The sequence below is a fragment of the Micromonospora sp. NPDC005205 genome (assembly GCF_040608275.1).
In the GTDB taxonomy this organism is placed as follows: domain Bacteria; phylum Actinomycetota; class Actinomycetes; order Mycobacteriales; family Micromonosporaceae; genus Micromonospora.
Window position 1 is genome coordinate 1 of sequence record NZ_JBEXHV010000006.1, and the last position, 24,731, is coordinate 24,731.

The 24,731-nt window shown below is 70.4% G+C and carries 23 protein-coding genes and 1 riboswitch; of the genes, 12 read left to right on the top strand and 11 right to left on the bottom strand.

The features are described from left to right. Window positions 1-128: 128 nt before the first annotated feature. The 3 genes from ABZU43_RS13370 to ABZU43_RS13380 form a co-directional block, all read right to left on the bottom strand. On the bottom strand, window positions 129-647 hold the full coding sequence (locus ABZU43_RS13370; RefSeq protein WP_355006793.1) for a TrmH family RNA methyltransferase: 519 nt from the start codon (window positions 645-647) through the stop codon (window positions 129-131). Between the two features lie 341 nt (window positions 648-988). Continuing rightward, the gene (locus ABZU43_RS13375; protein ID WP_355006794.1) at window positions 989-3,472 is read right to left on the bottom strand and encodes a DNA topoisomerase IV subunit A; all 2,484 of its coding nucleotides are present in this window, start codon (window positions 3,470-3,472) and stop codon (window positions 989-991) included. 92 nt (window positions 3,473-3,564) lie between these two features. After that, window positions 3,565-5,694 (bottom strand): DNA topoisomerase IV subunit B, encoded by a 2,130-nt coding sequence (locus ABZU43_RS13380; RefSeq protein WP_355007077.1) that lies wholly within the window; start codon window positions 5,692-5,694, stop codon window positions 3,565-3,567. Window positions 5,695-5,975: 281 nt separating this feature from the next. On the opposite strand from ABZU43_RS13380, the gene ABZU43_RS13385 reads away from it, so the two are divergent. After that, on the top strand, window positions 5,976-7,232 hold the full coding sequence (locus tag ABZU43_RS13385; protein WP_355006795.1) for a hypothetical protein: 1,257 nt from the start codon (window positions 5,976-5,978) through the stop codon (window positions 7,230-7,232). 142 nt (window positions 7,233-7,374) lie between these two features. Further along, window positions 7,375-8,238 carry an alpha/beta fold hydrolase gene (locus ABZU43_RS13390; RefSeq protein WP_355006796.1) on the top strand — a complete coding sequence of 288 codons (864 nt, stop codon included), beginning with the start codon at window positions 7,375-7,377 and terminating at the stop codon, window positions 8,236-8,238. A 19-nt stretch (window positions 8,239-8,257) separates the two neighbouring features. On the opposite strand, the gene ABZU43_RS13395 is transcribed toward ABZU43_RS13390, so the two are convergent. Further along, complete coding sequence (locus ABZU43_RS13395; RefSeq protein WP_355006797.1) at window positions 8,258-8,428, bottom strand: hypothetical protein; 171 nt, start codon at window positions 8,426-8,428, stop codon at window positions 8,258-8,260. A gap of 197 nt (window positions 8,429-8,625) precedes the next feature. On the opposite strand from ABZU43_RS13395, the gene ABZU43_RS13400 reads away from it, so the two are divergent. Both ABZU43_RS13400 and ABZU43_RS13405 read left to right on the top strand, forming a co-directional pair. Beyond that, complete coding sequence (locus ABZU43_RS13400; protein ID WP_355006798.1) at window positions 8,626-9,255, top strand: hypothetical protein; 630 nt, start codon at window positions 8,626-8,628, stop codon at window positions 9,253-9,255. A gap of 12 nt (window positions 9,256-9,267) precedes the next feature. Next, on the top strand, window positions 9,268-9,825 hold the full coding sequence (locus ABZU43_RS13405; protein ID WP_355006799.1) for a hypothetical protein: 558 nt from the start codon (window positions 9,268-9,270) through the stop codon (window positions 9,823-9,825). A 36-nt stretch (window positions 9,826-9,861) separates the two neighbouring features. Here ABZU43_RS13405 and ABZU43_RS13410 read toward each other — a convergent pair whose 3' ends face one another. Beyond that, the gene (locus ABZU43_RS13410; RefSeq protein WP_355006800.1) at window positions 9,862-10,767 is read right to left on the bottom strand and encodes a DUF72 domain-containing protein; all 906 of its coding nucleotides are present in this window, start codon (window positions 10,765-10,767) and stop codon (window positions 9,862-9,864) included. 134 nt (window positions 10,768-10,901) lie between these two features. On the opposite strand from ABZU43_RS13410, the gene ABZU43_RS13415 reads away from it, so the two are divergent. Continuing rightward, the gene (locus ABZU43_RS13415) at window positions 10,902-11,405 is read left to right on the top strand and encodes a DinB family protein (protein WP_355006801.1); all 504 of its coding nucleotides are present in this window, start codon (window positions 10,902-10,904) and stop codon (window positions 11,403-11,405) included. A 47-nt stretch (window positions 11,406-11,452) separates the two neighbouring features. Here ABZU43_RS13415 and ABZU43_RS13420 read toward each other — a convergent pair whose 3' ends face one another. The 3 genes from ABZU43_RS13420 to ABZU43_RS13430 all read right to left on the bottom strand — a co-directional run bounded on the left by ABZU43_RS13420 (window position 11,453) and on the right by ABZU43_RS13430 (window position 14,510). After that, entirely contained in the window at window positions 11,453-13,516 is a 2,064-nt protein-coding gene (locus ABZU43_RS13420) for a glycogen debranching N-terminal domain-containing protein (RefSeq protein ID WP_355006802.1), read from the bottom strand. Next, complete coding sequence (locus ABZU43_RS13425; protein WP_355006803.1) at window positions 13,513-13,920, bottom strand: SCP2 sterol-binding domain-containing protein; 408 nt, start codon at window positions 13,918-13,920, stop codon at window positions 13,513-13,515. The genes ABZU43_RS13420 and ABZU43_RS13425 overlap by 4 nt, the downstream gene beginning before the upstream one ends. Before the next feature lie 80 nt (window positions 13,921-14,000). Next, window positions 14,001-14,510, bottom strand: a complete 510-nt coding sequence (locus ABZU43_RS13430; RefSeq protein ID WP_355006804.1) for a DUF664 domain-containing protein — start codon at window positions 14,508-14,510, stop codon at window positions 14,001-14,003. A gap of 78 nt (window positions 14,511-14,588) precedes the next feature. Between ABZU43_RS13430 and ABZU43_RS13435 the strand changes: the two genes are divergently transcribed. Both ABZU43_RS13435 and ABZU43_RS13440 read left to right on the top strand, forming a co-directional pair. After that, entirely contained in the window at window positions 14,589-15,104 is a 516-nt protein-coding gene (locus ABZU43_RS13435; protein ID WP_355006805.1) for a 2'-5' RNA ligase family protein, read from the top strand. Between the two features lie 209 nt (window positions 15,105-15,313). Further along, on the top strand, window positions 15,314-15,499 hold the full coding sequence (locus tag ABZU43_RS13440; protein ID WP_355006806.1) for a hypothetical protein: 186 nt from the start codon (window positions 15,314-15,316) through the stop codon (window positions 15,497-15,499). A gap of 16 nt (window positions 15,500-15,515) precedes the next feature. Here ABZU43_RS13440 and corA read toward each other — a convergent pair whose 3' ends face one another. Further along, on the bottom strand, window positions 15,516-16,568 hold the full coding sequence (gene corA, locus ABZU43_RS13445) for a magnesium/cobalt transporter CorA (RefSeq protein ID WP_355006807.1): 1,053 nt from the start codon (window positions 16,566-16,568) through the stop codon (window positions 15,516-15,518). Between the two features lie 230 nt (window positions 16,569-16,798). Here corA and ABZU43_RS13450 point away from each other — a divergent pair, with 230 nt between their 5' ends. The 5 genes from ABZU43_RS13450 (at window position 16,799) to ABZU43_RS13470 (ending at window position 21,654) form a co-directional block, all read left to right on the top strand. Then, window positions 16,799-18,757: an amino acid transporter gene (locus ABZU43_RS13450; RefSeq protein ID WP_355006808.1), complete on the top strand. Its 1,959-nt coding sequence runs from the start codon at window positions 16,799-16,801 to the stop codon at window positions 18,755-18,757. A gap of 86 nt (window positions 18,758-18,843) precedes the next feature. Beyond that, window positions 18,844-18,955, top strand: a riboswitch (SAM riboswitch). Window positions 18,956-18,987: 32 nt separating this feature from the next. Continuing rightward, window positions 18,988-19,131: a hypothetical protein gene (locus ABZU43_RS13455; protein WP_355006809.1), complete on the top strand. Its 144-nt coding sequence runs from the start codon at window positions 18,988-18,990 to the stop codon at window positions 19,129-19,131. Between the two features lie 100 nt (window positions 19,132-19,231). Further along, window positions 19,232-20,098, top strand: a complete 867-nt coding sequence (locus ABZU43_RS13460; RefSeq protein ID WP_355006810.1) for an ABC transporter substrate-binding protein — start codon at window positions 19,232-19,234, stop codon at window positions 20,096-20,098. A gap of 39 nt (window positions 20,099-20,137) precedes the next feature. Beyond that, window positions 20,138-20,911, top strand: coding sequence for an amino acid ABC transporter permease (locus tag ABZU43_RS13465; protein WP_355006811.1), 774 nt, complete (start codon window positions 20,138-20,140; stop codon window positions 20,909-20,911). Next, window positions 20,908-21,654: an amino acid ABC transporter ATP-binding protein gene (locus tag ABZU43_RS13470; protein WP_355006812.1), complete on the top strand. Its 747-nt coding sequence runs from the start codon at window positions 20,908-20,910 to the stop codon at window positions 21,652-21,654. Before ABZU43_RS13465 ends, ABZU43_RS13470 begins: the two co-directional genes overlap by 4 nt. A gap of 8 nt (window positions 21,655-21,662) precedes the next feature. Here the strand turns inward: ABZU43_RS13470 and ABZU43_RS13475 are convergent, their stop codons facing one another. Both ABZU43_RS13475 and ABZU43_RS13480 read right to left on the bottom strand, forming a co-directional pair. Further along, window positions 21,663-23,237 (bottom strand): Na+/H+ antiporter, encoded by a 1,575-nt coding sequence (locus tag ABZU43_RS13475; protein WP_355006813.1) that lies wholly within the window; start codon window positions 23,235-23,237, stop codon window positions 21,663-21,665. Window positions 23,238-23,489: 252 nt separating this feature from the next. Further along, complete coding sequence (locus tag ABZU43_RS13480) at window positions 23,490-23,708, bottom strand: winged helix-turn-helix domain-containing protein (protein ID WP_210816850.1); 219 nt, start codon at window positions 23,706-23,708, stop codon at window positions 23,490-23,492. Window positions 23,709-24,731: the final 1,023 nt, after the last annotated feature.

Here is a 24,731-nt window from a genome sequence, read left to right on the forward strand (position 1 = left end):
GCCGCGGGGGGGCCGCCCCTCCGGGGGGGGCGCGCCCCCGTCCCGCGTTCCCCCCCCCCCCCCCCCCCCCAACGCCGCCGGTCGTCGTCCGGGCCCGCCGCAGGCCGGCCAGTTCTTTGAAACAGGCCTCAAAGGAGGCCGGCTAGTTTGTAGAGGACCAGGGAGCCGGCGACGGCGACGTTCAGGCTGTGGCCGTGGCCGACCATGGGAATCTCCACCGCCGCGTCCAGCTGGTCGAGCGCCTCGGGCGGGATGCCCGTCGCCTCGTGGCCCAACAGCACCACGGTACGGCTCCGAGCGGCGGGCAGATCACCGAGCCGGACGGCCTCGTCGGCCAACTCCACCCCGAGGACCCGGGCACCGGCGGCCCGTTCGGCGGCCAGCCAGCGCAGCGGACTGCCGACCCGGTGAACGCAGCCGGGCTGGCGAAGCGTGTTGCCCCGGGCGACGGCCTCGTCCACCCAACGGAACGGCGGCACGGCGAGGCAGGCGCCGACCGCGTCGCACGTACGCAACAGGGTGCCCAGGTTCGCGCCGTGCAGCGGCCAGAGTGGCGCGGCGATCAGGTGGCCCCAACAGCGGTGTGGCCGGGGACGGCGGGCGGCACGTAACTCACGCCTCGGCCGGACCCGGATGGCGGCGCTCACGCCGCGCCGGCGACTCCGCCGGACAAAGAAGAAATCATGTTGAGGGGTGCTTCGCGGTGCACCCGGACCCTCACCGACAACAGAGGGACCACCATACCGCGCCGGCGGACGCCCCACTCCGCATGATCGTGCTTGATCCAGGAGCGAGTGGCATCACCTCGTCGGTGAAACCACTACTTCCTGGATCGAGCACGATCTTTGGCGGCTCGACCGTCAAGATCCGCACAGCTTCAGGGAAACTGCTGCCTGCGGTATCCCGGAAGCAGCAACTTCCCCCAGGTTGTGCAGATCTTGGGGCCGGGGCACGCCCCGGAGGGCGGCGCGACAACGCGGGTGAGGGGTCAGTCGCGTTCGATCAGGTGGCCTACCACCGTTGGGCCGAGCATCACCGCGAAGCCGCTGCCGTCGCGGCGTGGGTCCGCGGCGGGCAGCTCGACCGGCTCGCCGGTGCCGGTCGCGCCGACCGGTCGCGGGCCAACCCAGGCGACGGCCACGTCCGTCTCACCCTTGAGGAAGCGGTGCGCGCGCACGCCGCCGGTCGCCCGGCCCTTTGCCGGGTACGCCTTGAACGGCGTCACCTTGACCGTCGCGCCGGTGGAGGTGACCACCATCGGCTCGCCGTGCCCCGGGTCGTCGGTGCGCACCGCGCCGAAGAACGCGACCCGCGCCCCGGCCGGCAGGTTGATCCCGGCCATACCGCCGCCCTTGAGACCCTGCGGCCGCACCAGCCCGGCGGGGAAGCGCAACAGCGAAGCCTCCGAGGTGACGAAGGTCAGCGTCTCGGTGCCGTCGGTCAGCCAGGTCGCCCCGACCACCTCGTCACCGTCGCGCAGACCGATCACCTCGAACTCGTCCGAGCGCACCGGCCACTCCGGTGAGCAGATCTTCACCGCGCCCTGTCGGGTGCCCAACGCCAGCCCCGGTGAGCCCTCCGCCTGCCCGCCGAGCGGGGCCAGGCCGACGACGGTCTCCCCCGCCGCCAACGGCACCAGCTCGGCCGCGGACATACCGCCACGCAGTGACACGGTGCCCGCCTGCTCGGGCAGCACCGGCAGCGGCAGGACGTCGACCTTGAACGCCCGACCGGCGCTGGTCAACAGCAGCACCCGACCACGGGCGGTGGAGTGCACTGTGGCGCGTACCGTGTCGTGCTTGACCCGGCCGTTGCGTCGGCGCCCCTCGGAGCTCTCCTCCGACTCGGCCGCGGTCCGGGCGACCAGCCCCGTCGCGGAGAGGATCACCTGGCACGGGTCGTCGGCGACCTCCAGCGGGCCGGCCGGCGCGGACGCGGCCAACACCTCCTTGAGGTCACCGTCGACAAGCGTCGTACGACGTTCGGTGCTGAACTGCTTGACCACGGCCGCCAGCTCGTCGGAGACGACCCTCCTGAGCACCCGCTCGTCGTCGAGGATCTTGCTCAGCTCGGCGATCTCGGAGCGCAGCCGCTCCTGCTCGGCCTCCAGCTCGATCCGGTCGAACTTGGTCAGCCGGCGCAACGGAGTGTCCAGGATGTACGTGGCCTGGATGTCGGAGAGGCCGAACCGGCTCATCAGCCCGTCCTTCGCGGCCTGCGCGTCGTCGCTGCCCCGGATCAGCCGGACCACCTCGTCGATGTCCAGCAGCGCGATCAGCAGACCGTCAACCAGGTGCAGCCGCTCCTGACGCTTGCGCCGACGGTACGAGGTGCGCCGGGTGACCACCTCGTACCGGTGGGCCAGGAAGACCTCCAGCAGCGCCTTGAGGCCCAGCGTGCGCGGCTGCCCGTCGACCAGGACCAGGTTGTTGACGCCGAACGACTGCTCCAGCGGGGTCAACCGGTAGAGGTCGGCCAGCAGCGCCTGTGGGTTGACTCCGACCTTGCACTCCACGACGAGCCGGGTGCCGCTCTCCCGGTCGGTGAGGTCCTTGACGTCCGCGATGCCGGTCAGCCGCTTGGTCTTGGTGACCTCGTTGGTGATCGCGGCGATGACCTTCTCCGCGCCGACGCCGTAGGGCAGCTCGACAACTGTGATCGCCTGACGGCCCCGGCTACCCTCGATCGGGCCGATCTCCACCTTGCCGCGCATCCGCACCACGCCGCGGCCGGTCTCGTACGCCCGGCGCACCTCGTCCAGGCCGAGCAGCACCCCACCGGTGGGCAGGTCGGGGCCGGGAACGAACTCCATGAGTTTGTCCAGAGTGGCGTCCGGGTGGTTGATCAGCCAGCGGGCTGCGGAGACGACCTCTGCCAGGTTGTGCGGGATCATGTTGGTGGCCATCCCGACCGCGATCCCGGACGCGCCGTTGACCAGCAGGTTGGGGAAGGCCGCCGGCAGCACTGTCGGCTGGGTCAGCGACCCGTCGTAGTTGGGCTCGACGTCGACGGTGTCCTCGCCCAGCTCGCCGACGAGCAGCATGGCCTCGCGGGACATTCGCGCCTCGGTGTAACGCGATGCGGCCGGGCCGTCGTCGGGGCTGCCGAAGTTGCCGTGCCCGTCGATGAGCGGCACGTTGAGGGAGAAGTCCTGCGCGAGGCGGACCATGGCGTCGTAGATCGCCGTGTCGCCGTGCGGATGGTACTTTCCCATTGTATCCCCGACAATTCGGGCGGACTTCACGTGCCCACGGTCGGGGCGGTAGCCCTGCTCGTACATCGACCAGAGGATGCGCCGGTGCACGGGCTTGAGGCCGTCGCGGGCGTCGGGCAGGGCGCGGGAGTGGATGACCGAGAACGCGTACTCCAGGTAGGAGTCGGAAACCTCGGTGACCAGCGGGTTGTCGAAGACCCGCGCGCCGGCCTGATCGAACGAGGAGAGGTCGACCTTGTTTTCCTTACGGCGTGCCATGACTCAGCTCTCCATCGGAACGGAACGGGCGCTCACGCCGTCGCGAAGCGGCGGCACGAGACACCGTCGCGCTGTATCGAAAACCCGCTCGCTCATGCGTCGATCGCATCCCGGTCGACGCGGTCGGCGGAGTCGATGAGCCAGTTGCGGCGCGGCTCGACCTTCTCGCCCATCAGCAGTTCGAGGATGCGTTCGGCGGCGTCGACGTCGTCGAGGGTGATCCGGCGGACGGCCCGGGTGGCCGGGTTCATCGTGGTGTCCCACAACTCGTCGGCGTCCATCTCACCGAGGCCCTTGAACCGCGGGATGGGCGTGACGATCTGCTTGCCGGCCTTCTCCAGCTTGCGGACCGTCGCCTCCATCTCGGCCTGGGTGTAGGTGTAGACCGTCTGCGGACTGCGCCCCTTGGTGGTGATCTTGTGCAGGGGTGGCATCGCCGCGTAGAGCCGACCGGCCTCGATCAGCGGTCGCATGTACCGGGCGAACAGAGTGATCAGCAGCGTACGGATGTGGGCGCCGTCCACGTCGGCGTCGGCCATGATCAGCACACGGCCGTAGCGCAGCGCGGACAGGTCGAAGGTGCGCCCCGAGCCTGCGCCGAGGACCTGCACGATGGCCGCGCACTCGGCATTGTCCAGAACCTGCTGGAGATTGGCCTTCTGCACGTTGAGGATCTTGCCGCGGATCGGCAGCAGCGCCTGGTATTCCGAGGAACGGGCCATCCGGCTCGTGCCCAGGGCGCTGTCACCCTCGACGATGAACAGCTCGCTGCGATCGATGCCGGTGGCCCGGCAGTCGACGAGCTTCGGCGGCATGGACGCGCCCTCCAGGGCGGTCTTGCGCCGGGCGGCGTCCTTCTGCTGCTTCTGGGTGAGCCGCACCCGGGCGGCGTCGACGATCTTCTGCAGGACGGTGCGCGCCTCGGCCTTGGTGCGCCGGTCCTCCAGCCATGCCTTGATGTGCGCGTCGACCAGGGACTGGAGAACCTTGGTGATGCCGGTGGTGGAAAGCTCGTCCTTGGTCTGCGAGGTGAACTGCGGCTCCGGGATCCGCACGTGCACCACCGCCGTCATCCCCTCCAGGACGTCGTCCAGGGTGGGCGGCTCCTCCTTGGCCTTGAGCAGACCGCGGGTGTTGCGGATCGCGTCGGCGAGCGCGCGGACGAGGGCCCGCTCGAAACCCTTGCGGTGGGTGCCACCGTGCGCGTTACGGATGGTGTTGGTGAAGCACTCGACGGTGCGCTCGTAACCGGTGCCCCACCGGAACGCCACCTCGACCTCGGCGCGCCGCTGCACGTTGGACTGCATGACGCCGTTGGCGTCGGCGGCGTTCTCCCGGTAGGTGCCCTCGCCGTTGACCAGCAGGGTGCCGGAGACCGGCCGGTCGCCGGCCGGGGCGAGGAACTCCACCATGTCGCTGAGCCCGTTGGGGTAGTGGAACCGCTCCTCGGCGGGCGCCTCACCGGTCAGGTCGCGGAGCAGGTAGGTCACGCCGGGGACCAGGAAAGCGGTGTTGCGCAGCTTCATCCGGACGGCGTCGACGTCGAGCGCGGCGCCGGTCTCGAAGTAGCGGGCGTCGTGCCACCAGCGGATCGAGGTGCCGGTGCGCTGGCCGCGCTTCATGGCCCCGGCCACCTGGAGCCCGGGGCCGGCGGTGAAGGGGGCGTCCGGCCCGTCGCCGTCGAAGATGCCCGGGACGCCGTGTCGGAACGACATCGCGTGGATCTTGCCGGCCCGGCGGACGGTCACGTCGAAGCGACGGGACAGCGCGTTGACGGCCGACGCGCCGACGCCGTGCAGACCTCCGGAGGTCTTGTAGCCGGAGCCGCCGAACTTGCCGCCGGCGTGCAACCGGGTCAGCACGAGCTCGACGCCGGAGATGCCGGACTTGGCGTGCACGTCGGTGGGGATGCCCCGGCCGTCGTCGTCGACCTGCACCGAGCCGTCGGCGTGAAGGATCACCTCGACGTGGCTGGCGTGACCGGCGACACCCTCGTCGGTGGAGTTGTCGAGGATCTCGTTGACGAGGTGACCCACGCCACGGCTGTCGGTGGAACCGATGTACATGCCGGGCCGCTTGCGGACAGCGTCCAGCCCCTCAAGGTGGGTGAGGTCATCGGCCCCGTACAGGGTGTCTGGCTCTGCGGTCAACTGGTCGTACTCCCCGGTCTCGGCGGTGTGCTGCCTGTCACCGGCGACATCAGCCGGCGTGGCGCGCCGCAGCGAGCCTAGCCCGAGGCTAGGACAACCACCGGAGGACCTACGCGACCCGCCGCGCGTGGCCGTCCGGACGTGAGCCAACGAACAGCGTTCGGGTGATCATGAAACCACGCGGAGACACCGCCACCGGCGGCGCGGGGCCAACTCGACGCGATAGCGGGTCATGCCTACGCGCCAGTGTCTTTCGTCGAACGAATCTGTTACGGGCCATTGACGCCTGTCGCGCCGGGGTGATCTGATCGCGCTCTCAGAGAATCTTTCATCTTTCGATGGTTGGGGGCCCCATGCCCAGGTTCCGGCGTACCGCGCTCGCCGCGGGACTAACGATCGCCATGGCCGCGTTGTCGACCGCCGTCGCGCTGCCCGCACCCGCGGCTGCCGCGCTGCCCACCGCGGCGGTGGCACTCGGGGACAGCTTCATCAGTGGTGAGGGTGCCGGGGCGTACACCCCGGTCGTCGACGTCAACGGAGTCAGCCAGGGCTTCCCCGGTTGGACGGCGGCGAACAACAACGCGTTCTTCTGCCACCGTTCGGCGAACGCCTCGCTCAACCAGGCCAACCTGCCGGGCATCCAGAACCGGTTCAACCTGGCCTGCTCCGGTGGCCAGCCGCACGACATCGCCAACGCCTCCCAGGCGCGGACCAACGGTCGTACCGTGGCCTCGCAGCTGAGCCAGTTGCGCGCCGTCGCGCAGACCCAGGACATCGACCTGGTGCTGATCGGCCTCGGCTCCAACAACAGCTCGTTCACCTTCGGCAGCGTCGCGGAGAAGTGCGCCAACCGGTTCATCGCCGACGCCTGGACCGGCTGGTGGGAGTTCTGGGCGTACCTGAACGGGCCGGTGGAGCAGAAGCCGTGCAGCGACGCCGACCTGGCCACCGCCGCGCAGCTCAGCGCCGCGACCGCGGAGACCACCGCAGCCGTACGCCAGATCCTGACCACCCTCGACCAGGTGGACGCGGACGGGCAGCACCGGGTGGTGTTCCAGGACTACACGAACCCGCTGCCGCTGGACCTGAACCAGCAGTTCCACGAGGAGGACAGCCGGGACGACACCCGGGACAAGTTCCGTGACCTGGGTGCCGAGCGGTACGCGGCCGGTTGCCCGATCCACCGGGCCAGCCTGGCGCCGGGGCACCGCTTCTCCCAGGGTCTGGGCGGCATCGTGCAGTCCACCCGGAACACTCTGGCCGCCGAGTTCCCCGCCGACGACCTGGTGTACCTCAACGTGCAGCAGGCCTTCAACGGTGCCCGGCTCTGCGAGCAGACCAGCAGCCCGAGTGGCTCGCTGGCCACCCCGATCCGGCTCCAGGACGGCGCGACCGGCACCTTCGTCACCAGCCTCGCCGGCAAGGACAAGATCGCCATCCAGCGCATCGCCAACACCTGCGTCAGCTACTTCCAGACCTGCCAGGAGTCGTGGCACCCGAACGCCACCGGGCACCAGGTGCTCGGCCAGTGCCTGAGCGGCGCGGCCTCCACCAGCGCCCGAGCGGTGGCCTGCGTCCGGGCCAGCAACGGGGCGATCTCGGTCTCCTGACCACAGTGTCCTTCGGAGGGCTCCGCCGATCGGCGGGGCCCTCCGTCGCGTCCAGCGAGCGCGCGGCACGTCTGCCCGTCGCTGTCGTGGGCCGCACGGCCGGCTACTACCCGCCGGTAACGTCAGGCCGTAGGCTGGGTCAATGAACGGGGACCCGGAATACGCGCAGGAGTTCGTCGACGTCGACGGTGGCCGGCTGGGTGTGCAGGTCTATCCGGAGCCGCCCGGGGTGACCGGCGCGCCGGTGGTGGTGATCTGGCCGGCGATGGGGGTCCGGGCCCGGTACTACCGCCCCTTCGCCGCCGAGCTGCGCGCCGCCGGGCTCGCCGTGGTCGTGGCCGACCTGCGCGGTACCGGGGCGAGCACGCCCACGCCGAGTCGGGCGGACCGGCACGGTTACGCCGAGCTGGCCAACGACGTCGGCGCCGTCCTGGCCGCTCTCAAGCCGCGACTGGACGGGCGCACCCGACTGCTCCTCGGGCACTCACTCGGCGGGCAGGCCAGCCTGCTGCATCTCGCCCTGCACGGGACCGACGAGGTGGACGGCCTGGCGCTCATCGCGGTCGGCATCCCGTACTGGCGGACCTACCCGGGCCGGCGAGGCCTCGGCGTGCTGCCTCTCACCCAGGGGATCGCCGCGACGGCGGCGCTGCTCGGGGTCTGGCCAGGCTGGGGCTTCGGCGGCCGGCAGGCGCGCGGCGTGGTCCGTGACTGGGCGTACACGGCGCGGAGCGGCCGTTTCCCCAGGCTCGACGGTACTGACACCGAGGCGGCGGTCCGCGCGGTGCGGACCCCGGTGCTGGCCGTCAGTGTGGACGACGACCAGTACACCCCGCACGAGACAATGGACCACCTGTGCGCGAAGCTCGTCGACGCGCCGGTCACCCGGGAGCGCTACACAGTGGCGCAGGCCGGGGCGACACTGGACCACTTCACCTGGGTCCGCGCGGGCGCCCCGCTGGCGCGGCGGATCGCCGGTTTCGTCGGCGACCTGCCGCCCCGCTGAGCCGTACCGGCCGGTCGGCTCACTCGTCCTGATCCAGCGGCACGAGTTTCCCGTCCCGTTCCACCTGGATCTCGGCGTGCTCCTTGCGGGGTGGGACCTCTGCGGTGTTCCGGTGTGGGTCGTTGTCGGGGTGCATGAGCACCGCGTCTGTTTTGGGGGTCTTCTCCCGGCTCTCGTCCGGCTGCGACATGGCGTTCCCCTCTCGTCGGCGTCGCTCGGGATCTACCCGCCGCCGGGCGAACGACTCCTGCCCGGGGCAGGTAGACCCGCCGACGCCGCTGATGTCCGGTAGCGGCCCGCCACGGCGGTGATCGGCCCGCCCGGGGCGGGGTTAGCCGCTCGACCGGCGGGTAAGCCGCACCGCCCGACACGGCGGAAGGGGATCACATGTCCGAACGGCATACCGCACTGCGCTCGATGCACGATCTGGGCCTGGCGGCCTGGTTTGGCGGCTCCCTCATGGGTGCCTTCGGCGTCAACGGCGCAGCGGCGAAAATCAGCGACTCGACCCAGCGGCTCCCGGTCGCCTCGGCCGGATGGTCCAAGTGGACACCGGTCAACGCGGCCGCGATCGGCGCCCACCTGGCCGGGGCCGTCGGCGAGCTGGTGACCGAGAGCCCACGGGTGGCGGCCCAGTCCGGCGTCGCCCGGGCCAGCGCCATCAAGACCGCCTTGACCATCGGCGCGCTGGCGGTCACCGGTTACAGCCGGTTGGTCGGCATGCGGCTGGAGAAGGCGGGTGGTCCGTCGGTGAGCGGTGCCACCGAACCGAACCACCAGACACCGGCAAGTGTGGCCTCGTCGCAGCGGCAGATGAAGCTGCTCCAGTGGGCCATTCCGGCGCTGACCGGGACCCTGGTCGTGGTCACCGCGTACATGGGTGAGCAGCAGAAGCCCGGGCAGGTACTCCGCGGGATGCTCGGTCGCGCCGGTGGGATGAAGGGCGCCTCGAAAAGCATGATCAAGATGGCGGGAATGAGCAACGGCAAGCGGCCGATGGCGATGGCCGGACGCTGAACGGCAGGCCGGTTGGCGTCCCGCCGCCACCTCGACGGCGGGGCGCTGACCGGCCTGCGCGCGCACCGGAGCGATGACGGGTCCCACGCGGGCGGCGAGCGTGCCGGCGACATGTCGTACGCCGCGCTCGGGCGGGCGGTCCCGGCCCGAGGACGGCACATCGTCCGCCGTAGCGGCGGACCGACGAGCGGGGTGGCCATGACGGCGCACGAGGGACGCAGCGGGAACAACGACCGGCTGGAGCCGGAGGCGACCAGGCCGTGGGGCACCGGCGACGACTTCGACGCCGACGCGCCCTGGGGCACTGGCGACGACTCACCGATGGACGAGGGCAGCGAGGAGACCGCGGTGCCCGAGGGACGGCGCGGAGAGCGACGCGCGGGTGCCCCGGTGGGCCGCTCGGACCCGGCGGGACGACACGGCTTCGGCTCGGTCGAGCCGACCCGTACGACGATGGCCGGACCCGGTGCCCCACCCGATCCCGCCCCCAGCGGCAGGAGCTTCCCCGACGACGCGGACATCGGCGAGTCGACCCAGGACGCCCTGCGCAGCCGGGGGCGGCGGTCCTGAGCGGACCGGCGTCGGGCCGGGTGACCGGTGCGGAGGTCAGCCGGTCGCCGGGACGGCCTGTTCGACGAGCATCGTCTCGGCGAGCAGTTGCGCCAGCCGGGTGGCGTCGCGCTGGGCCTGCCCGGCGCAGCAGTTGTTGAACAGCACGTGCAGCTCGTCGGAGAGGTCGGCGAACTCGGCCAACAGCCCGGCCCAGTGTCGGAGCTCGTCCTCGGCGTACGCGTACCGGAACTTCTCCTGCTTGTCTCCGTCGCGCCAGGCGTCGCTGTGACCGTGGAACCGGACGATCGCCGGCTCCGCTGTCATGGTCAGGATCGGCGGCACCGACGACGGGTGCCCCTGTGGCATGTCGACGCAGACCACTGACAGGTCGTGGGCGCGTAACAGGTCCAGAGTGTCCGCCGTCGCGTCGTCGTCCAACCAGGAGCCGTGCCGCAGCTCCACACCGACGCGCCACGGGCGGCAGCGCTGCGCCAGCTCGACGATCCGGCGTTCGGCAGCGGGGCTGCGCACCAGCCACGGCGGAAACTGCAACATCACCACACCGAGCTTGCCGGCCGCCGCGATCGGGTCGAGGGCCGCGCGGAACCGGGCCCACAGCTCGTCGTACGCCGGCTCCGGCAGGTCTCGCCGACGGATCCGGCTCGGGCCGCCGGCCGGTCGCAGGTCCCGCGGCAGCACGGCGACCGGTGTCGGGTGACCGGTGAAGAGGCTGAACGCCTTGACGTCGAAGGTGAAGTCGTCCGGCGTGGCGTCCACCCAGCCCTGGGTCGTCTCCGGCACCGGGATGGCGTAGTAGGACGTGTCCACCTCGACCATCGGGAACTGGCTGGCGTAGAAGCCCAGGCGACGGGCCGGCGTGCTGGCCGAGCGTGGGTACCACCCGGAACGCAGCAGGGACTGGTCCGCCCAGGACGACGTGCCCACCTTAATCACACCCATGTCATTCAGTGGACCGCCACCGGCGCGGATCGGCAACCGCTGGCGGGTCTCCGGTCGAGGAGGTGTCGTGCCCGGGAAGTGTCGGTGCCTCGCCCTACGGTGGCACCGGGTGGACATCAACGAAGGGTGGCGGCATGACCAGCACTGAGCGGCTCACCGGTGAGCGCGCCGATCTCCTGCAGACACTCCACACGCACCGCGGTTTCCTCCTGCGGACGGTCGACGGGCTCACCGACGAGCAGGCGGCCAGCCGCCCCACCGTCAGCGGGCTTTGCCTCGGCGGCCTCATCAAGCACGTGTCCGGCGTCGAGCACCGGTGGATGCTCTTCGCCGCCGGTGGCGCGGAGGCGATGAACCGCGAGGAGGTCGACTGGGTCGGTCAGTTCCAGATGCTGCCGGGCGAGACCCTCGCCGGGCTGGTCGAGCGCTTCCAGGAGGTGGCCGCCCGGACCGACGAGTTGACCGCCACCCTCGACCTGGACGCGGCGCACCCGCTGCCGCAGGCGCCCTGGTTCGAGCCGGGAGCGAGTTGGACGGTCCGGCGGGTGCTGCTGCACCTGATCGCCGAGACGGCCCAGCACGCCGGGCACGCCGACATCCTGCGGGAGTCGATCGACGGCGCCAAGACGATGGGCTGACCCGACACGCGCGGGCGGGCCGCGCGGTGGTCGCCGAACAACAAGCCTCAGCGGAGTCGGGTGCGTGCCCGAACCTCGGTGGTGCGGTCCCTGGCGTAGGCGTCGGAGTGGCCCCAGCGGCCCGGGATGTCCAGCAGCTCCAGCCGACCGAACCCCTCGGGCACAGCCGGGTTCACCAGCAGGTTGTCGCCGGTGGGTCGCAACCCCAGGGTGGTGCTCAACAGCATCAGCAGTGCCCCGGACGACCACGACTGCGGGCGCGCGGCCCCCGGCAACTGCACCGGATACTTCGTCAGGCTGCGCTCGTGCCCGGCGATCGCCTCCGGCACCGCGCCGCCGAGAGTCTGCGCCAGGTCGAAGATGCCGCCCGCGATCGTTGCCGCGTGCGTGTCGCAGCCGTAACGGCGCAGACCCGCGGCGATCAGGGCGTTGTCCGCCGGCCACACCGCCCCCAGGTGGGCGCCCACCGGGTTGTACGGGCGCTGCCCGGTGGCGAAGGTGCGCACCCCCCAACCACTGAACAAGCGCGGTCCGACCAGGTGCTCGGCGACCCTCCCCGCGCGGTCGTCCGGGACAATCCCGCTCCAGAGCAGATGCCCGATGTTGGAGGCCAACGCGTCGACCGGCTCACCGTACGGGTCGAGCGCCAACGCGTAGTAGTCCCGGTGGGGCAGCCACCAATCCCGGTTGAAGCGGTCCTTCAGCGCCGCGGCCTCCCGCTCCAGCCGGTCGGCGTACGCGGGGTCGTCCCAGAACTTCCGGGCCAGCCGGGCGCCCCGCCTCTTCGCGTCGTACGCGTAGCCCTGCAACTCGCAGGTGGCGCGGGGAAATGCGGGTTGCCTGTCGTCGGCGCTGGTGATCGAGTCCGGGGAGTCCTTCCAGCACTGGTTGACGGCGCCGTGGCGCTCGTTTCGACGCTGGTAGCGCACATAGCCGTCTCCGGTCAGGTCGCCGTACTCGTCGATCCAGTCCAGCGCCATCCGGGCCGGGTGGCGCAACTCGCGTACCAGATCCGCGTCGCCGGACCACCGCTCGTACTCGTCGAGCAGCACCACGAAGAGCGGGCTGGTGTCCGCCGATCCGTAGTACAGCGCGTTCGCCTGGTCGCCGAAGGCGCCGGACTCGCCGTAGCGCAGGTGGGCCAGGATCTTGCCCGGCTCCTCGTCCAGGTCGTCGTCGAGTTGGGCCCCCTGCAGGAACGCCAGCATCCGCAGCGTCGCGGGGGTCAACTCGGGAGTGAACGCCACCGTCTGCAGGCACGTCATCATGCTCTGGCGCCCGCACAGCCACATCGCCCACGGCAGACCCCCGATCGGCACCCGATCGGGGGACGACCACGGTTTGTACCGCAGTGCCGCCAGGTCCGCCAGGGCACCGGAGTACATCGCCTCCAGGCCGTCGCGTTCGGCGGTCAGCGTCGGGGCGGCGTCCATCCAGTCGGCCAGGTCCTCCCGCATCCCCACCCGCACAGCCCGCTGGTGCGACTCCAGGGAGGCGCGTACGTCCTGGCCGCCTTCGCCGCCCATGTTCATGGCGATGTGCAGGTCGGTCTCCCACGTGCCTTCCGGGGCGACCCGGATCCGGAACGTCATTCCCCCCTCGTCCACCTCGGCCGGAGCGGTGCTCCGCACTGTGGTCTGACGCACGAACCGCTGCCGTTGGTAGCGCAGGACGAGCTGGCGGTTGGCCGAGTCCGGGGTGATCTCGACGGCCCGCCGCCGGAGGTGCCCGATCTCGGCGATGTCGGTGAAGTCGCTGCCCATCTCCACTCGTATCGTGAAGTCGGCCGGCTCCGGCGAGTGGTTGAGCACCGTGATGTTCTCGTGCATGCAGTCGTGCACCGAGCGGTACCGAATGATCGAGACGTCGGCGTCGACGTAGTGGCTCGAAGTACCGGGGACCAGGACGAACCGAGTCTCGAAGTACGTCATGTCGTCGCGGGACAACGCGTTGATCCGTTCACCGTCGATCGTGAGCACCCAGTGGGACAGGAAACGGGTGTCGTACGCGAAAACACCGACAGGGGCCTGCGGGTCGGGTTCGATGTCGCCCTGGGCGTCGCTGATCGCGAACACGTTTCCGGCGATCACGTGCAGCAGTTCCTGCTTCACGACCGAACCTCCCGAGCGCCCGTCGTGGTCCGGCCCGCCAGGGCGGCCCGACCCAGCTCCCGAGGGTGGCGGGCGTCGGCCGGCCCCGCGAAGATTCGCCGCAGCACCAGCAGCAGGCGCATCTCGCCCTGCATGGTCAGTTCGTTGCTCAGCATGGCCGCGCCGGGATGCAGCTCACCGTTGACCATCCGGTCGAACACCCGCCGGTCCGCGCTGACGACCAGGTCGGCGTCGTCGGCCGACCGTGCCACCTGAACCTGCTGGTCGGCGATTGTGAGGTACCAGTGATCGGTGCTGCCGTCGTCGCGGACGTCCAGCCGCAGCGTTCCCGCTGTGGTCTCCGGCAGGTCGGGCCGCCGACCGGTGTCCAGCTGTCGCAGGTACTGCTCCGCCGTCGCGCCCATCGGGTCCCCTCCCCACGGTTCCCCGCAGGATCACCCGCGTCGGGGTGATGCCGGCTCACCCGCAACGGGTGAGGGACGCGTCAGTCGGCCTGGATGAGGCCGCGCACGTAGGCGGCCTGGCCCACATGTTGCAGGTCGTCGTCGACGATGCTGACCAACCGGACGCCGAGGGTGACCGGCGGGTCCCACCCCTCGTCGACCACGCGGTCCAGGTCCGCCGGGCCCAATCCGGCCAGCAGGCTTCCGGTACGCGCCGCGACCGCCTGGTAGTAGTCGATCAGCGCCTGCGCGCTCTCCGGCCGCACGGCGGCGACCTGAGCGGGCGAGTGCCCGTAGCCGGTGTTGTCGGGGTCGGCGGCGAGCCCGAACCGACCCGCCCAGTCGCCGCTGACCCAGATCTGCTCGGCGTCGAGCAGGTCGGCGACGTGGTGGTCCTGCACCCGGGTGAGGTGCCAGACCAGCCAGCCGACCGAGTTGGCGCCCGGCCCGGGCTGGTGGCGCAGTTGCTCGGGACTGAGGCCGTCGACCGCCGCGCGGACGAGTTCGGGCAGCCTGTCGTACGCCTCGGTCAGCAGGTCACTCACGTCCACGGGTACGCCTTCCAGGTCGGTTTCCGAACAGGTACCGCCAACCCAGGGCGCGCAAACCTCGGCCGCTACGGTGATCGAATGGTCGCCGCGGTGGAGTTGTACCTGGACCCGGACGCCACCCGCCGGATCCGGGTGCTCTGGGACGCGCTGGAGGCCGAGGGGGTGCAGAGCATGCGCTCGCTGCTGGAGCAGCGCCACCGTCCGCACGTCTCGCTCATGGTGGCGCCCCGCTTCGACAGGGAGCAGGTTGCCGAGGCGCTACAGGGGACGGTGGTGGCCGCCCCGCTGCGGCTCGACTTCCAGCATGCCGGCCAGTTCGTCGGTCGGGTGCTCTGGCTCGGGCCGGCACCCACCCCGGAGTTGCTGGCGCACCACCGGCTGGTGCACGACCGGCTCGCCGCCGCCGGCATCGCCCTCGCCGAGCACTACCGGCCGGGGCGGTGGGTGCCGCACTGCACGCTCTCCATGCGAGTGCCGAACACGCTGATGGCCGCCGCGGTGCGCCGCTGTCTGGAGGTGTTGCCGCTGAGCGCGACAGTGGTCGGCGCGGCGCTCACCGACCACGCGCGAGGAATCGCCCACCCGCTGCCGTGACCGCACCTCGACCGTCGAGGCGTAATGTCCGGTTTGGCGGGCGCCAGTCGGAAACCCGAAAACAAGCGGTGCGGATGCGGCCGGGCGTGGGAAGGTTCGAGTGGCTGTCGTACCGGTGGTGGGCTGCTCACAGGTGGTCCGCCCGGCCGGTGTGGCGCGGGGTCACCCCGCGCCTCCCACGGCGGCTTCGACGAGGAGAGGCAGGGCCCATGCAGGCTCAGCGCAGGCCACCGCGCACGGAGCGGAGCCAGACCCGGGACGACCGGACCGGCGGGGGAATGACCGGGGCGGCCACGCCACTGACGATCTGGGCGGCCGCCGTACTGCTCGGCCGGATCAGTGCCGGCGACGACGACGTCGAGGAAGAACGGCACATCCTGCGCGGCATCGAGTGAATCCCGGCCGCGCGGGTCAGAGCCAGCCGCGCCGCTTGAAGATCACATAGAGGGTGCCGCAGACCAGCAGCATCAACAGCAGCGCGAAGAGGTAACCGAAGCGCCAGTTCAGCTCCGGCATGTGGACGAAGTTCATGCCGTACACGGTGCCGATGAGCGTGGGAGCGAAGAGGATCGCCGCCCAGGAGGAGACCTTCTTCAGCTCCTCGTTCTGGCTGTAGCTGGCCGCGGTGAGGCTGCGCATCTCCTCATTCTGCTGCTGCGAGACGAGGGTGGCGTTGACGGTGAGGATGTTCTGCAACAGGTGCCGGAAACCGTCCACCCGCTCCACCACCTGGGTCAGGTGGTCGGTCACGTCGCGCAGGTAGCGGCGCAGCTCCTCGTCGGCGCTGGCGGCGCCGTCGGCCAACGCGTCGAGCACGCTGAGCAGCGGGCGGGCAGCCCGCTGGAACTGGATGACCTCGCGGCTGAGCCCGTAGATGCGGCGGCTGGCGTTCGGGTCGCCACCGAACACCTGGGTCTCGATCTCGTCGATGTCGTTCTCCAGTCCGGCCACCACCGGCGCGTACCCGTCGACGACCTGGTCGAGGATCGCGTACAGGACCGCCTCCGGCCCCCGGGCGAGCATCTGCGCCTCGGTCTCCAGCCGCCGCCGCACCGCGGCCAGGTCGGGCGCCTCACCGTGCCGGACGGTGACCACGAACCCCGGGCCGATGAACAGGTGCAGCTCGGAGAACTCGACCTCCTCCCGGAGGTCGTCGTAGCGGGCGGCGCGCAGCACCACGAACAGGGTGTGCCCGTAGCGCTCCAGCTTGGGCCGCTGGTGGGCGTTGATCGCGTCCTCGACTGCCAGGTCGTGCAGCCGAAACTCCCGGGCCAGCGAGGTGATCTGCTCGATGTCGGGCCGGTACAACCCGATCCAGGCCATCGCGCCGTCCTGCTCCTGGAGGCAGCGGTACGTCTCGGCGAGGCCGGACGGCGAGGCGAACCGGTGCCCCCGGATGTAGACCGCACTGTCCACCAGGCCGCCGTGGGACGTGGCGGCGGGTGACTCCGTGGGCGGCGGCACACCGACCCTCGTCTCTTACTCGTCGAGTTGGCGGCCGAAGCCCCCACCCGGGCGGAAGCGACGGCCGCCGACCATGCCCTGTCCCCTCCCCCGGTGCCGTCCCGACCAGCCCGGGGCGCTGCTTCCCCGCTGTCCTGGGCCCTGAAACCCGCAGTGGCGTCGGTTGGGTTCCGCGCACCGGCGGACGGGGCCGGCCCGTCGGGCGGATACTCACGGTGACCGTGGGCGGGATGACGGGGGACGCGCCGGTGAAGGTCGACAGACGCACCGGCCGGTTGCGGGGGTGGCTGCTCGATGCCGGCTCGGACCAGGCCGTGCAGCACCCGGGGCCGCACGGGCGCCCGCCGGAGCACCGGCACCACCCGTGGTGGAAGGTGATGTGCCTGACCGGGGTCGACTACTTCTCCACGCTGGGTTATCAGCCGGGCATCGCGGCGCTGGCCGCCGGGGCGCTCTCACCGGTGGCGACCCTGGTGCTGGTGCTGGTGACCCTGCTGGGGGCGCTGCCGGTCTACCGGCGGGTGGCGGTGGAGAGCCCACACGGCGAGGGCTCCATCGCGATGCTGGTACGCCTGCTGAGCTACTGGCCGGGCAAGTTGCTGGTGCTGGTGCTGCTCGGTTTCGTGGCCACCGACTTCATCATCACCATCACCCTCTCGGCCGCCGACGCGACGGCGCACATCGACGAGAACCCGTTCTGGCCGAGCGGGCTCAAGGGTCACGAGGTACTTGTCACGCTGCTGCTGGTGTCGCTGTTGGGCGCGGTGTTCCTCAAGGGATTCACCGAGGCCATCGGGATCGCCGTCGTCCTGGTCGCGGTCTACCTGACGCTGAACGCGGTGGTGGTGGCCGATGCGCTGTGGCGGGTGGCCATGCATCCGAGCGCGGTCGGCGACTGGACCACGATGCTGACCACCGGGCACGGCGATCCGTGGCTGGTGGTCGGGCTGTCGCTGTTGGTCTTTCCGAAACTGGCGTTGGGTCTGTCCGGCTTCGAGACCGGGGTGGCGGTCATGCCGAGCGTACGGGGTGACCGGCAGGACTCGGAGGCACGCCCGCTGGGCCGGATCCGAGGCGCGCGCCGGCTGCTCACCACCGCAGCGGTGATCATGAGCGTCTTCCTGATCACCAGCAGCGTGACGACCACGGTGCTCATCCCGCCGGAGGCCTTCCGGCCGGGTGGACCGGCGAACGGGCGCGCGTTGGCCTACCTGGCGCACGCCCACCTCGGCGAGGTGTTCGGCACCATCTACGACCTGTCCACGATCGGAATCCTCTGGTTCGCCGGGGCATCGGCGATGGCTGGTCTGCTCAACCTCGTGCCGCGCTACCTGCCCCGTTACGGCATGGCGCCGACCTGGGCGCGAGCCGTCCGGCCGCTGGTGCTGGTCTTCACCGCCGTGGCGTTTCTGATCACGATCGTCTTCGAGGCCAGCGTGGACGCGCAGGGCGGCGCGTACGCCACCGGGGTCCTGGTGTTGATCACCTCGGCCGCGACGGCGGTGACGCTCGCGGCGCGCCGGCAGCGTCAGCGCGGCCGCACCATCGCGTTCGGCGTCATCACGGTGATCTTCGTCTACACCACGTCGGCGAACGTGGTGGAACGCCCGGACGGCGTCAAGATCGCGGCCTGTTTCATCGGCGGGATCGTCCTGGTGTCGGTGCTGTCCCGGCTGATGCGGGCCTACGAGCTGCGCGTCGACCACGTCGAGCTGGACGACACCGCCGCCCGGATGATCGACGAACGCGCCGGACGACGGATCCGCCTCATCGCGCACGAACCCGACCGGCGCGACGAGGCGGAGTACCGCGCCAAGCTGGCGCAGACCATGGCGGACAACGAATTTCCCGACGACAGCGACGTCATCTTCGTCGAGGTCACTGTCACCGACCCGTCCGACTTCGAGACCGAGCTGCTGGTCAGCGGCGGGATGGTCGACGGCCGCTTCCCGGTGCTCAGGCTGGCCAGCTCGTCGGTGCCCACCGCGCTCGCCGCCCTGTTGCTGGAGATCCGCGACCGCAGCCGTCGACGCCCTCACATCTACTTCCAGTGGTCCGAGGGTGGCCCGACCCGCAACTTCCTGCGCTACCTGGCGTTCGGGCAGGGCGCCATCGCCTCGGTGACCCGGGAGATCCTGCGCCGCCAGGAGCCCGACCCGCACCGTCGACCGCACGTGCATGCCGGCTGACCTGCGAGCCGGCAGTCCGTCGCGCACAGTGAGCGTGGTCATACCGACTGGACGATCCACCCGTTCCTGCTGCTAGCCTCGGCGTAGGTCATGAGCGCCAGCGCGAAGCCCCGGCTCGCTGGCCGGCAACCCTCCTCCGCGGTGGGGTGCCCCGGGTGAAGACCAGGCACCGGCAGGACGTCGGTGCAAGCGTGGCCTGGCACCCAGGTCAGCACAGACCCGGGAGAACCATGCGCATCATCCTCAGCACCACCCCACCGACCGACGTCGCGGACTCCCGCACCGGTCGACCCTCGCCCGCACTGATCCGGCGACGGCACGTGGACATGATGCGAATGTGCAGCGCCGCCTGTCGTCGCGGCACCGCGCTCTAGCACCCCCTTCCCGAGCTCCTTTCCCACCGGTACGCCCATCGGGCGCGCCGTCGGTGGCGCACGTCCGTGCGCGCCGAGACACCACCCTTCGGAGACACCAGTGCGATTTCTTCCTGCCCTGACCCACGCCGCCGCCCTGGGCGCTGTCACGATCCTTGCCGCCACCGCCCTCACCGCCTGCGGAGACGACAGCTCCTCCGACGCCGACGCCAACCCGTACGGCCTGGCCCAGTCGGGCGTGCTGCGCGCCGGAACGCTGACCGACGCCCCGCCGAACGTGTACCTCGAGGACGGCAAGTTCACCGGCTTCGACAACGACCTGCTGACCGCCGTGGCCGGCAAGCTCGGTCTCACTGTCGAGTTCGTCGGCACCGACTTCTCCGCGCTGCTCAGCCAGGTCAACAACCGCAAGTTCGACGTCGGCAGCTCCTCGATCACCATCACCGAGGCCCGCAAGAAGACTGTCGACTTCGGCAACGGCTACGACTTCGGCTACTTCGGCCTGGACGTCCCGGCCGGCTCGCCGATCACCAGCTTCGACCAGCTCGCGGGCAAGCGGGTCGTGGTGGTGCAGGGCACCGTCCAGGACGACTACGCCACCGGCAAGCAGCTCAACCCGGTGCGGGTGCCGGACTACAACGGCGCGATCAACCAGCTCAAGGCGGGCACCGCCGACGCCTGGATCGCCCCGGCGGAGATCGGTGAGAAGTCGGCCGCCGACAGCAAGGGCAAGATCACCGTGGCGGCCAAGCAGCTCAGCCCGGCACCGACCGCGTACGCGGTGGCCAAGGGGAACGACAAGCTGCGCGAGGCGCTGAACAAGGCCCTCGACGAGGTCATCGCCGACGGCACCTGGACCCGGTTGCAGGCCCAGTACTACCCGGGCCGTCCGATCCCGGCGGACTTCGCCCCGGGCAGCGGCGCGGTCAAGGTCGCGCCGTCGGCGTCCGCGTCGGCCGCGTCCTGAACCGGTGACGAGCGAGCGGGGCGGTAGGAGGAGCAACCGATGGATCCGTTGAGCACCCTGTGGGAGACCTTCTTCGACTGGGACGCGATGCGCGAGGCGCTGCCCGAGATGCTGACCGTCGGGTTGCCCAACACGCTGATCCTGGCGGTCTCCGCCGCCCTGCTCGGCTCGGTGCTGGGCCTGTTGCTGGCCGTTGCCGGGATCTCCCGCAGCCGCTGGCTGCGCTGGCCGGCGCGGGTCTACACCGACGTGTTCCGGGGGCTGCCGGCCGCGGCGACGATCCTGCTGATCGGGGTCGGGCTGGCCCCGCTGGGCATGCAGGTCTGGGGGCCGGATCCCTACCCGTTGGGCATTCTGGCGCTGTCGCTCATCGCCGCCGCGTACATCGGGGAGATCTTCCGCTCGGGCATCCAGTCGGTGGAGGCCGCCCAGTTGGAGGGCGCGCGGGCGCTCGGCTTCTCCTGGGGCGACGCAATGCGGCTGGTGATCATTCCGCAGGGCATCCGGCGGGTGCTGCCGGCCTGGGTGAACCAGCTCATCGCGCTGATCAAGGACTCCAGCCTGGTCTACTTCCTCGGCCTGGTGGCCAGCCAGCGGGAGCTGTTCCGGATCGGGCAGGACTACGCGGCCACCACCGGCAACGAGTCGGCGCTGCTGCTGGCGGGGCTTTTCTACCTGGCGTTGACAGTCCCGCTGACGCACGTCGTCAACTGGATCGACCGGCGGCTGCGCAACGGCAGGCCGGCCGCCGCACCTGACGACGAGGACGACGAGCCACTGTTGCCCACCGCCACCCAGGGAGACCGGCGATGACCACCACCGAAACGACCACCTCGGTCAGCCTCGACGTACGCGACGTGCACCTGGCCTTCGGGCCGAACCGGGTACTGCGCGGCGTCGACCTCTCGGTGCCGCGGGGCGCGACGGCCTGCGTCATCGGCCCGTCCGGGTCGGGCAAGTCCACCCTGCTGCGCACCATCAACCGGCTGATCGAACCGGACCGGGGCGACGTGCTGCTGGATGGGCGCAGCGTGCTCGGCGACGACCCGGACGCGCTGCGGCAGCGGGTGGGCATGGTGTTCCAGCAGTTCAACCTCTTCCCGCACATGAGCGTGCTGCGCAACGTCACGCTGGCGCTGCGCCGGCTGCGCAAGCTCGACACGGACGAGGCGGAGGCCGTGGCCCGGGCCCAGTTGGAGCTGGTGGGGCTGGCCGGCAAGGCGGATTCCCGGCCGGCGCAGCTCTCCGGTGGCCAACAGCAGCGGGTGGCGATCGCCCGCGCGCTGGCGCTGCGCCCCGAGGTGATGCTCTTCGACGAGGCGACGTCGGCGCTCGACCCGGAGCTGGTCAAGGGCGTCCTCGGGGTGATGGCCGACCTCTCCGCCGCCGGCATGACCATGGTGGTGGTGACCCACGAGATGGGCTTCGCCCGGCAGGTCGCCGACACCGTCGCCTTCATGGACCGGGGCGTGGTGTTGGAGGCCGGCCCACCCGAGGCGATCTTCGAACGGGCCGAGCACCCGCGGCTTCGCCGGTTCCTCGACCAGGTGCTCTGAGCACTCGGTCACTCGTTGGGTCCGCGGCCCAGCAGCCGGATCTCCTCGTTGTCCAGCGCGGACTGGAGTTCCTGGAGCACCAGGTCGTCGATCTTCCGGTTGTCGCGCAGTCGGGTGACCTCCCGCCTCTTGTGGGCGAGGACGCCGAGGCGCAGTCGGTGTTCCAACCGGCGATCCTCGGCGGTGTACCCGCCGCTCTCGTTGAGGTCCTCCAGATGCCGCCGGTACTCGGCCTCCAGCCGGCGCACCGAGTCGTCCTGGGCACCGACCTCCGCGGCGACCTGCGGTAGGGCGGCCAGGCCCACCTCGGTGGCCCGCCGCCGGGCGTTGCGGGCCTCGTCGACGCGTTCCGGGTCGCCGGTGAGCCCGGCCCAGCGCACCACCAACGGCAGTGTGGTGCCCTGAAGCAGCATGATCAGCACGATCACCAGCGCGGTGACGAAGATGATCAGGTCGCGTTCGACCACCGGTCGACCGTCGACCATCACCGTCGGGACGGCCAGGGCCGCGGCGAGCGACACCGCGCCCCGGAAGCCGGACCAGCCCGCGACGGTTCCGACCCGCCAGCTCGACGGCCCCTGGCTCGGGTCCATGATGCGGCGACGCCGCAGCCTCGCGATCTGTGCGGTGAGGTAGACGAAGAGCAGCCGGGTGCCGATCACGACGAGGGTGACCACCAGCACGATCACCAGAGCCCGCTGGGGCGAGGTGCTGGTGATCCCCCGCACCGCGCGGGGAATTTGCGTGCCGAGCAGGACGAACAACCCGCCGTTGATCAGGAAGGTGGACAGGTCCCAGAACGCGTACGCCAGGACCCGGGACCGGGCGCGGATCACCCGTGGGCCGGCGTAGGCAAGCACCAGGCCGGCGACCACCACCGCCAGCACTCCGCTGGCGTGCACCGAGTCGGCGAGCAGGAAGGCACCGAACGGGGTCAGCACGCTGAGCGCGCCCTCGCGCAACGGATCGTCGAGCCGTTTGCGGATCAGCACCACTGCGGCCCCCACCAGCAGGCCGGCGACCACACCGCCGACGCTGGCGCCGACGAACTCCTCGCCGATGCCCAGCACACCCGGGTCGGCGCTGTGGCTGAGCAGCCCCACTGCCACAGCGAAGACCACCAGCGCCGTGCCGTCGTTGATCAGGCTCTCCGCGTGCAGGGTGGTGAGCAGCTTCCGGGGCAGCCGCTTGGCCAGGCCGGTGACCGCCGCGGCGTCGGTCGGCGCGAGGACCGCGCCGAGCACCCAGGCGGCGGCGGGGTTCACCCCGAACGCCTGTGCGGCGAACGACACGGTGACCATGGTGAGCACCACCAGCACCACGGCCAGCAGCCCGATCACCGGCAGGTTGGCCCGGATCTCCCGCAGGCTGATGGTGAGGCTCTCCCGGTACAGGATGGCCGGCAGGAAGATCAACAGGACCAGGTCGGGTTCCAGGGTGACCTCGGACAGCGGCGGCGTGAGCCCGAGCAGCACACCCAACGCGATGAGCAGGATCGGCGGGGCGACCCGGTACCGGCCGCCGAGGGTGGTGCCGACGAGGACGGTGACGCCGAGTGCCACGATCAGGACGAGCGCCTCCACGCGTACCCCCTCCGATCATGGCCGACGGTGGACGCGCCGGTGGTTCCATCTGACCGCACCGGCCGGTGGGTTCCGGCCTAAACCGGCAAGTCGCCAGGTAGCCCGAAGCAGGGGGCGTGTGGTCTGGCATGAGAACGGGCACCGGGATAAAAGGCGTGAGCCGGGAGAGAAGAGCTACGGGCTACTTCTCGGCATGGGTCGTGGTTCCGTCGTGCGCCTTGACCAGCTAACAGACGCGTTCAGTGGCCGGCGCTAGTCGCGTGCCGTGACGTAGACCCCTCGGCCCGGCTGGCCGTACACCAAGCCCCGAGCCTTAAGTTGGATCATGACGAAGCGGATGACTGTCTCACTCACCTCGTAGAGCGCGCAGAGCTGAGATGTGCTGGGCAGTTTGTCGCCAGGCTTCAACACGCCCGACTCAATCTGTCTCGTGATGTCGTCTGCGATCTGTTGATACAGCGGCTCAGCCATCGGTCGTCCTCCCTGCATTCCAGAGAACACGCAGGGGGATTCAACGGCCGACACGGGGTATCGTGGGTACGCCCAGTGTACCCAGTAACGTAGGTTGGGATGTGCCGATGGTGAGCTTCAACGAGTACCTAGCGGCAGTAGCCATGACCTTGGCGCGCAGGCATAAGCCGGTGTGGTCATGGCTTAAGTGGCGCAACGTCTGCAAGTGCGGGAACGAGCTGCCCTGTCGTGCCAGACACAAGGTCCCGATCAACCGGGGTCACTGGCCTGGAGAGAGCCGATGACGAAGCATGCACCGGTCCTGCCGCTCTGGCTGTGCGAGGGGTGCGACCAGCCGTGGCCCTGTGTCACACGCCGCTCGGAACTGCTGACCGAACACGAGCGTGTGCCTCTGGCTTACTACATGAGCCTGTACCTGACCTCCGCCGGACAGGACATGAGCTGGGCACCCCCGGATGTACTCCGACGCAGGTTCATCGGTTGGTTGCCGTGAAGGCCGGAGACGTCGTGTTCATCGGCCCGGACTGTTCGGTGCAGTTCACGGGGGCCCGGGCGCTGGTGATGCGGCTGGGGTCCATCGGCGAGGTTGACCCGTACAACGGGTGGGTGTGGGTTTCGGGGTATGTCCTCGACGCGCGAGGGCTGGCCACGGCCAAGCGTGACCTGTACGTGATCAGAGCCGGGCTGCGCGTCGCCTCGGTACCAAGAATGGTCAGCAAATCGGGGCCCAACGAGCGTCACCCGACGCGTATGGGCCAAGGCCGTGTTTCAAAGGTCCCGGCCGTCGCGGCGCGACAGGCGCGGCCCGGTGTTCGGCTTGGCAATTGTTCGTAGATCTTGGACAGTTTCCGTTAAGCCGTTAAGCCGTAACGGAAACTGTCCAAGATCTACGAAGTACGGGGGCCCTGGAGCGGTGCGGCAGCCAGGCGGTGGGGTAGCGCGCCGCCTCGGCGTTGTTGAGCTGACCATGAAGAGCATCGGGCATGATCACCATCGTCGGCCCGTGCAGTGAATGAGCTGCCG

Bases quoted from the DNA above. Each gene is read 5' to 3' on its own strand.
- ABZU43_RS13400 (WP_355006798.1), top strand. From the start codon at position 8,626: ATGTCCGAACGGCATACCGCACTGCGCTCGATGCACGATCTGGGCCTG.
- ABZU43_RS13375 (WP_355006794.1), bottom strand. From the start codon at position 3,472: ATGGCACGCCGTAAGGAAAACAAGGTCGACCTCTCCTCGTTCGATCAG.
- ABZU43_RS13435 (WP_355006805.1), top strand. From the start codon at position 14,589: ATGGTCGCCGCGGTGGAGTTGTACCTGGACCCGGACGCCACCCGCCGG.
- ABZU43_RS13410 (WP_355006800.1), bottom strand. From the start codon at position 10,767: ATGGGTGTGATTAAGGTGGGCACGTCGTCCTGGGCGGACCAGTCCCTG.
- ABZU43_RS13425 (WP_355006803.1), bottom strand. From the start codon at position 13,920: ATGGGCGCGACGGCGGAGCAGTACCTGCGACAGCTGGACACCGGTCGG.
- ABZU43_RS13450 (WP_355006808.1), top strand. From the start codon at position 16,799: ATGACGGGGGACGCGCCGGTGAAGGTCGACAGACGCACCGGCCGGTTG.
- ABZU43_RS13465 (WP_355006811.1), top strand. From the start codon at position 20,138: ATGGATCCGTTGAGCACCCTGTGGGAGACCTTCTTCGACTGGGACGCG.
- ABZU43_RS13440 (WP_355006806.1), top strand. From the start codon at position 15,314: ATGCAGGCTCAGCGCAGGCCACCGCGCACGGAGCGGAGCCAGACCCGG.
- ABZU43_RS13470 (WP_355006812.1), top strand. From the start codon at position 20,908: ATGACCACCACCGAAACGACCACCTCGGTCAGCCTCGACGTACGCGAC.
- ABZU43_RS13395 (WP_355006797.1), bottom strand. From the start codon at position 8,428: ATGTCGCAGCCGGACGAGAGCCGGGAGAAGACCCCCAAAACAGACGCG.
- ABZU43_RS13480 (WP_210816850.1), bottom strand. From the start codon at position 23,708: ATGGCTGAGCCGCTGTATCAACAGATCGCAGACGACATCACGAGACAG.
- ABZU43_RS13390 (WP_355006796.1), top strand. From the start codon at position 7,375: ATGAACGGGGACCCGGAATACGCGCAGGAGTTCGTCGACGTCGACGGT.
- ABZU43_RS13415 (WP_355006801.1), top strand. From the start codon at position 10,902: ATGACCAGCACTGAGCGGCTCACCGGTGAGCGCGCCGATCTCCTGCAG.
- ABZU43_RS13455 (WP_355006809.1), top strand. From the start codon at position 18,988: ATGCGCATCATCCTCAGCACCACCCCACCGACCGACGTCGCGGACTCC.
- ABZU43_RS13385 (WP_355006795.1), top strand. From the start codon at position 5,976: ATGCCCAGGTTCCGGCGTACCGCGCTCGCCGCGGGACTAACGATCGCC.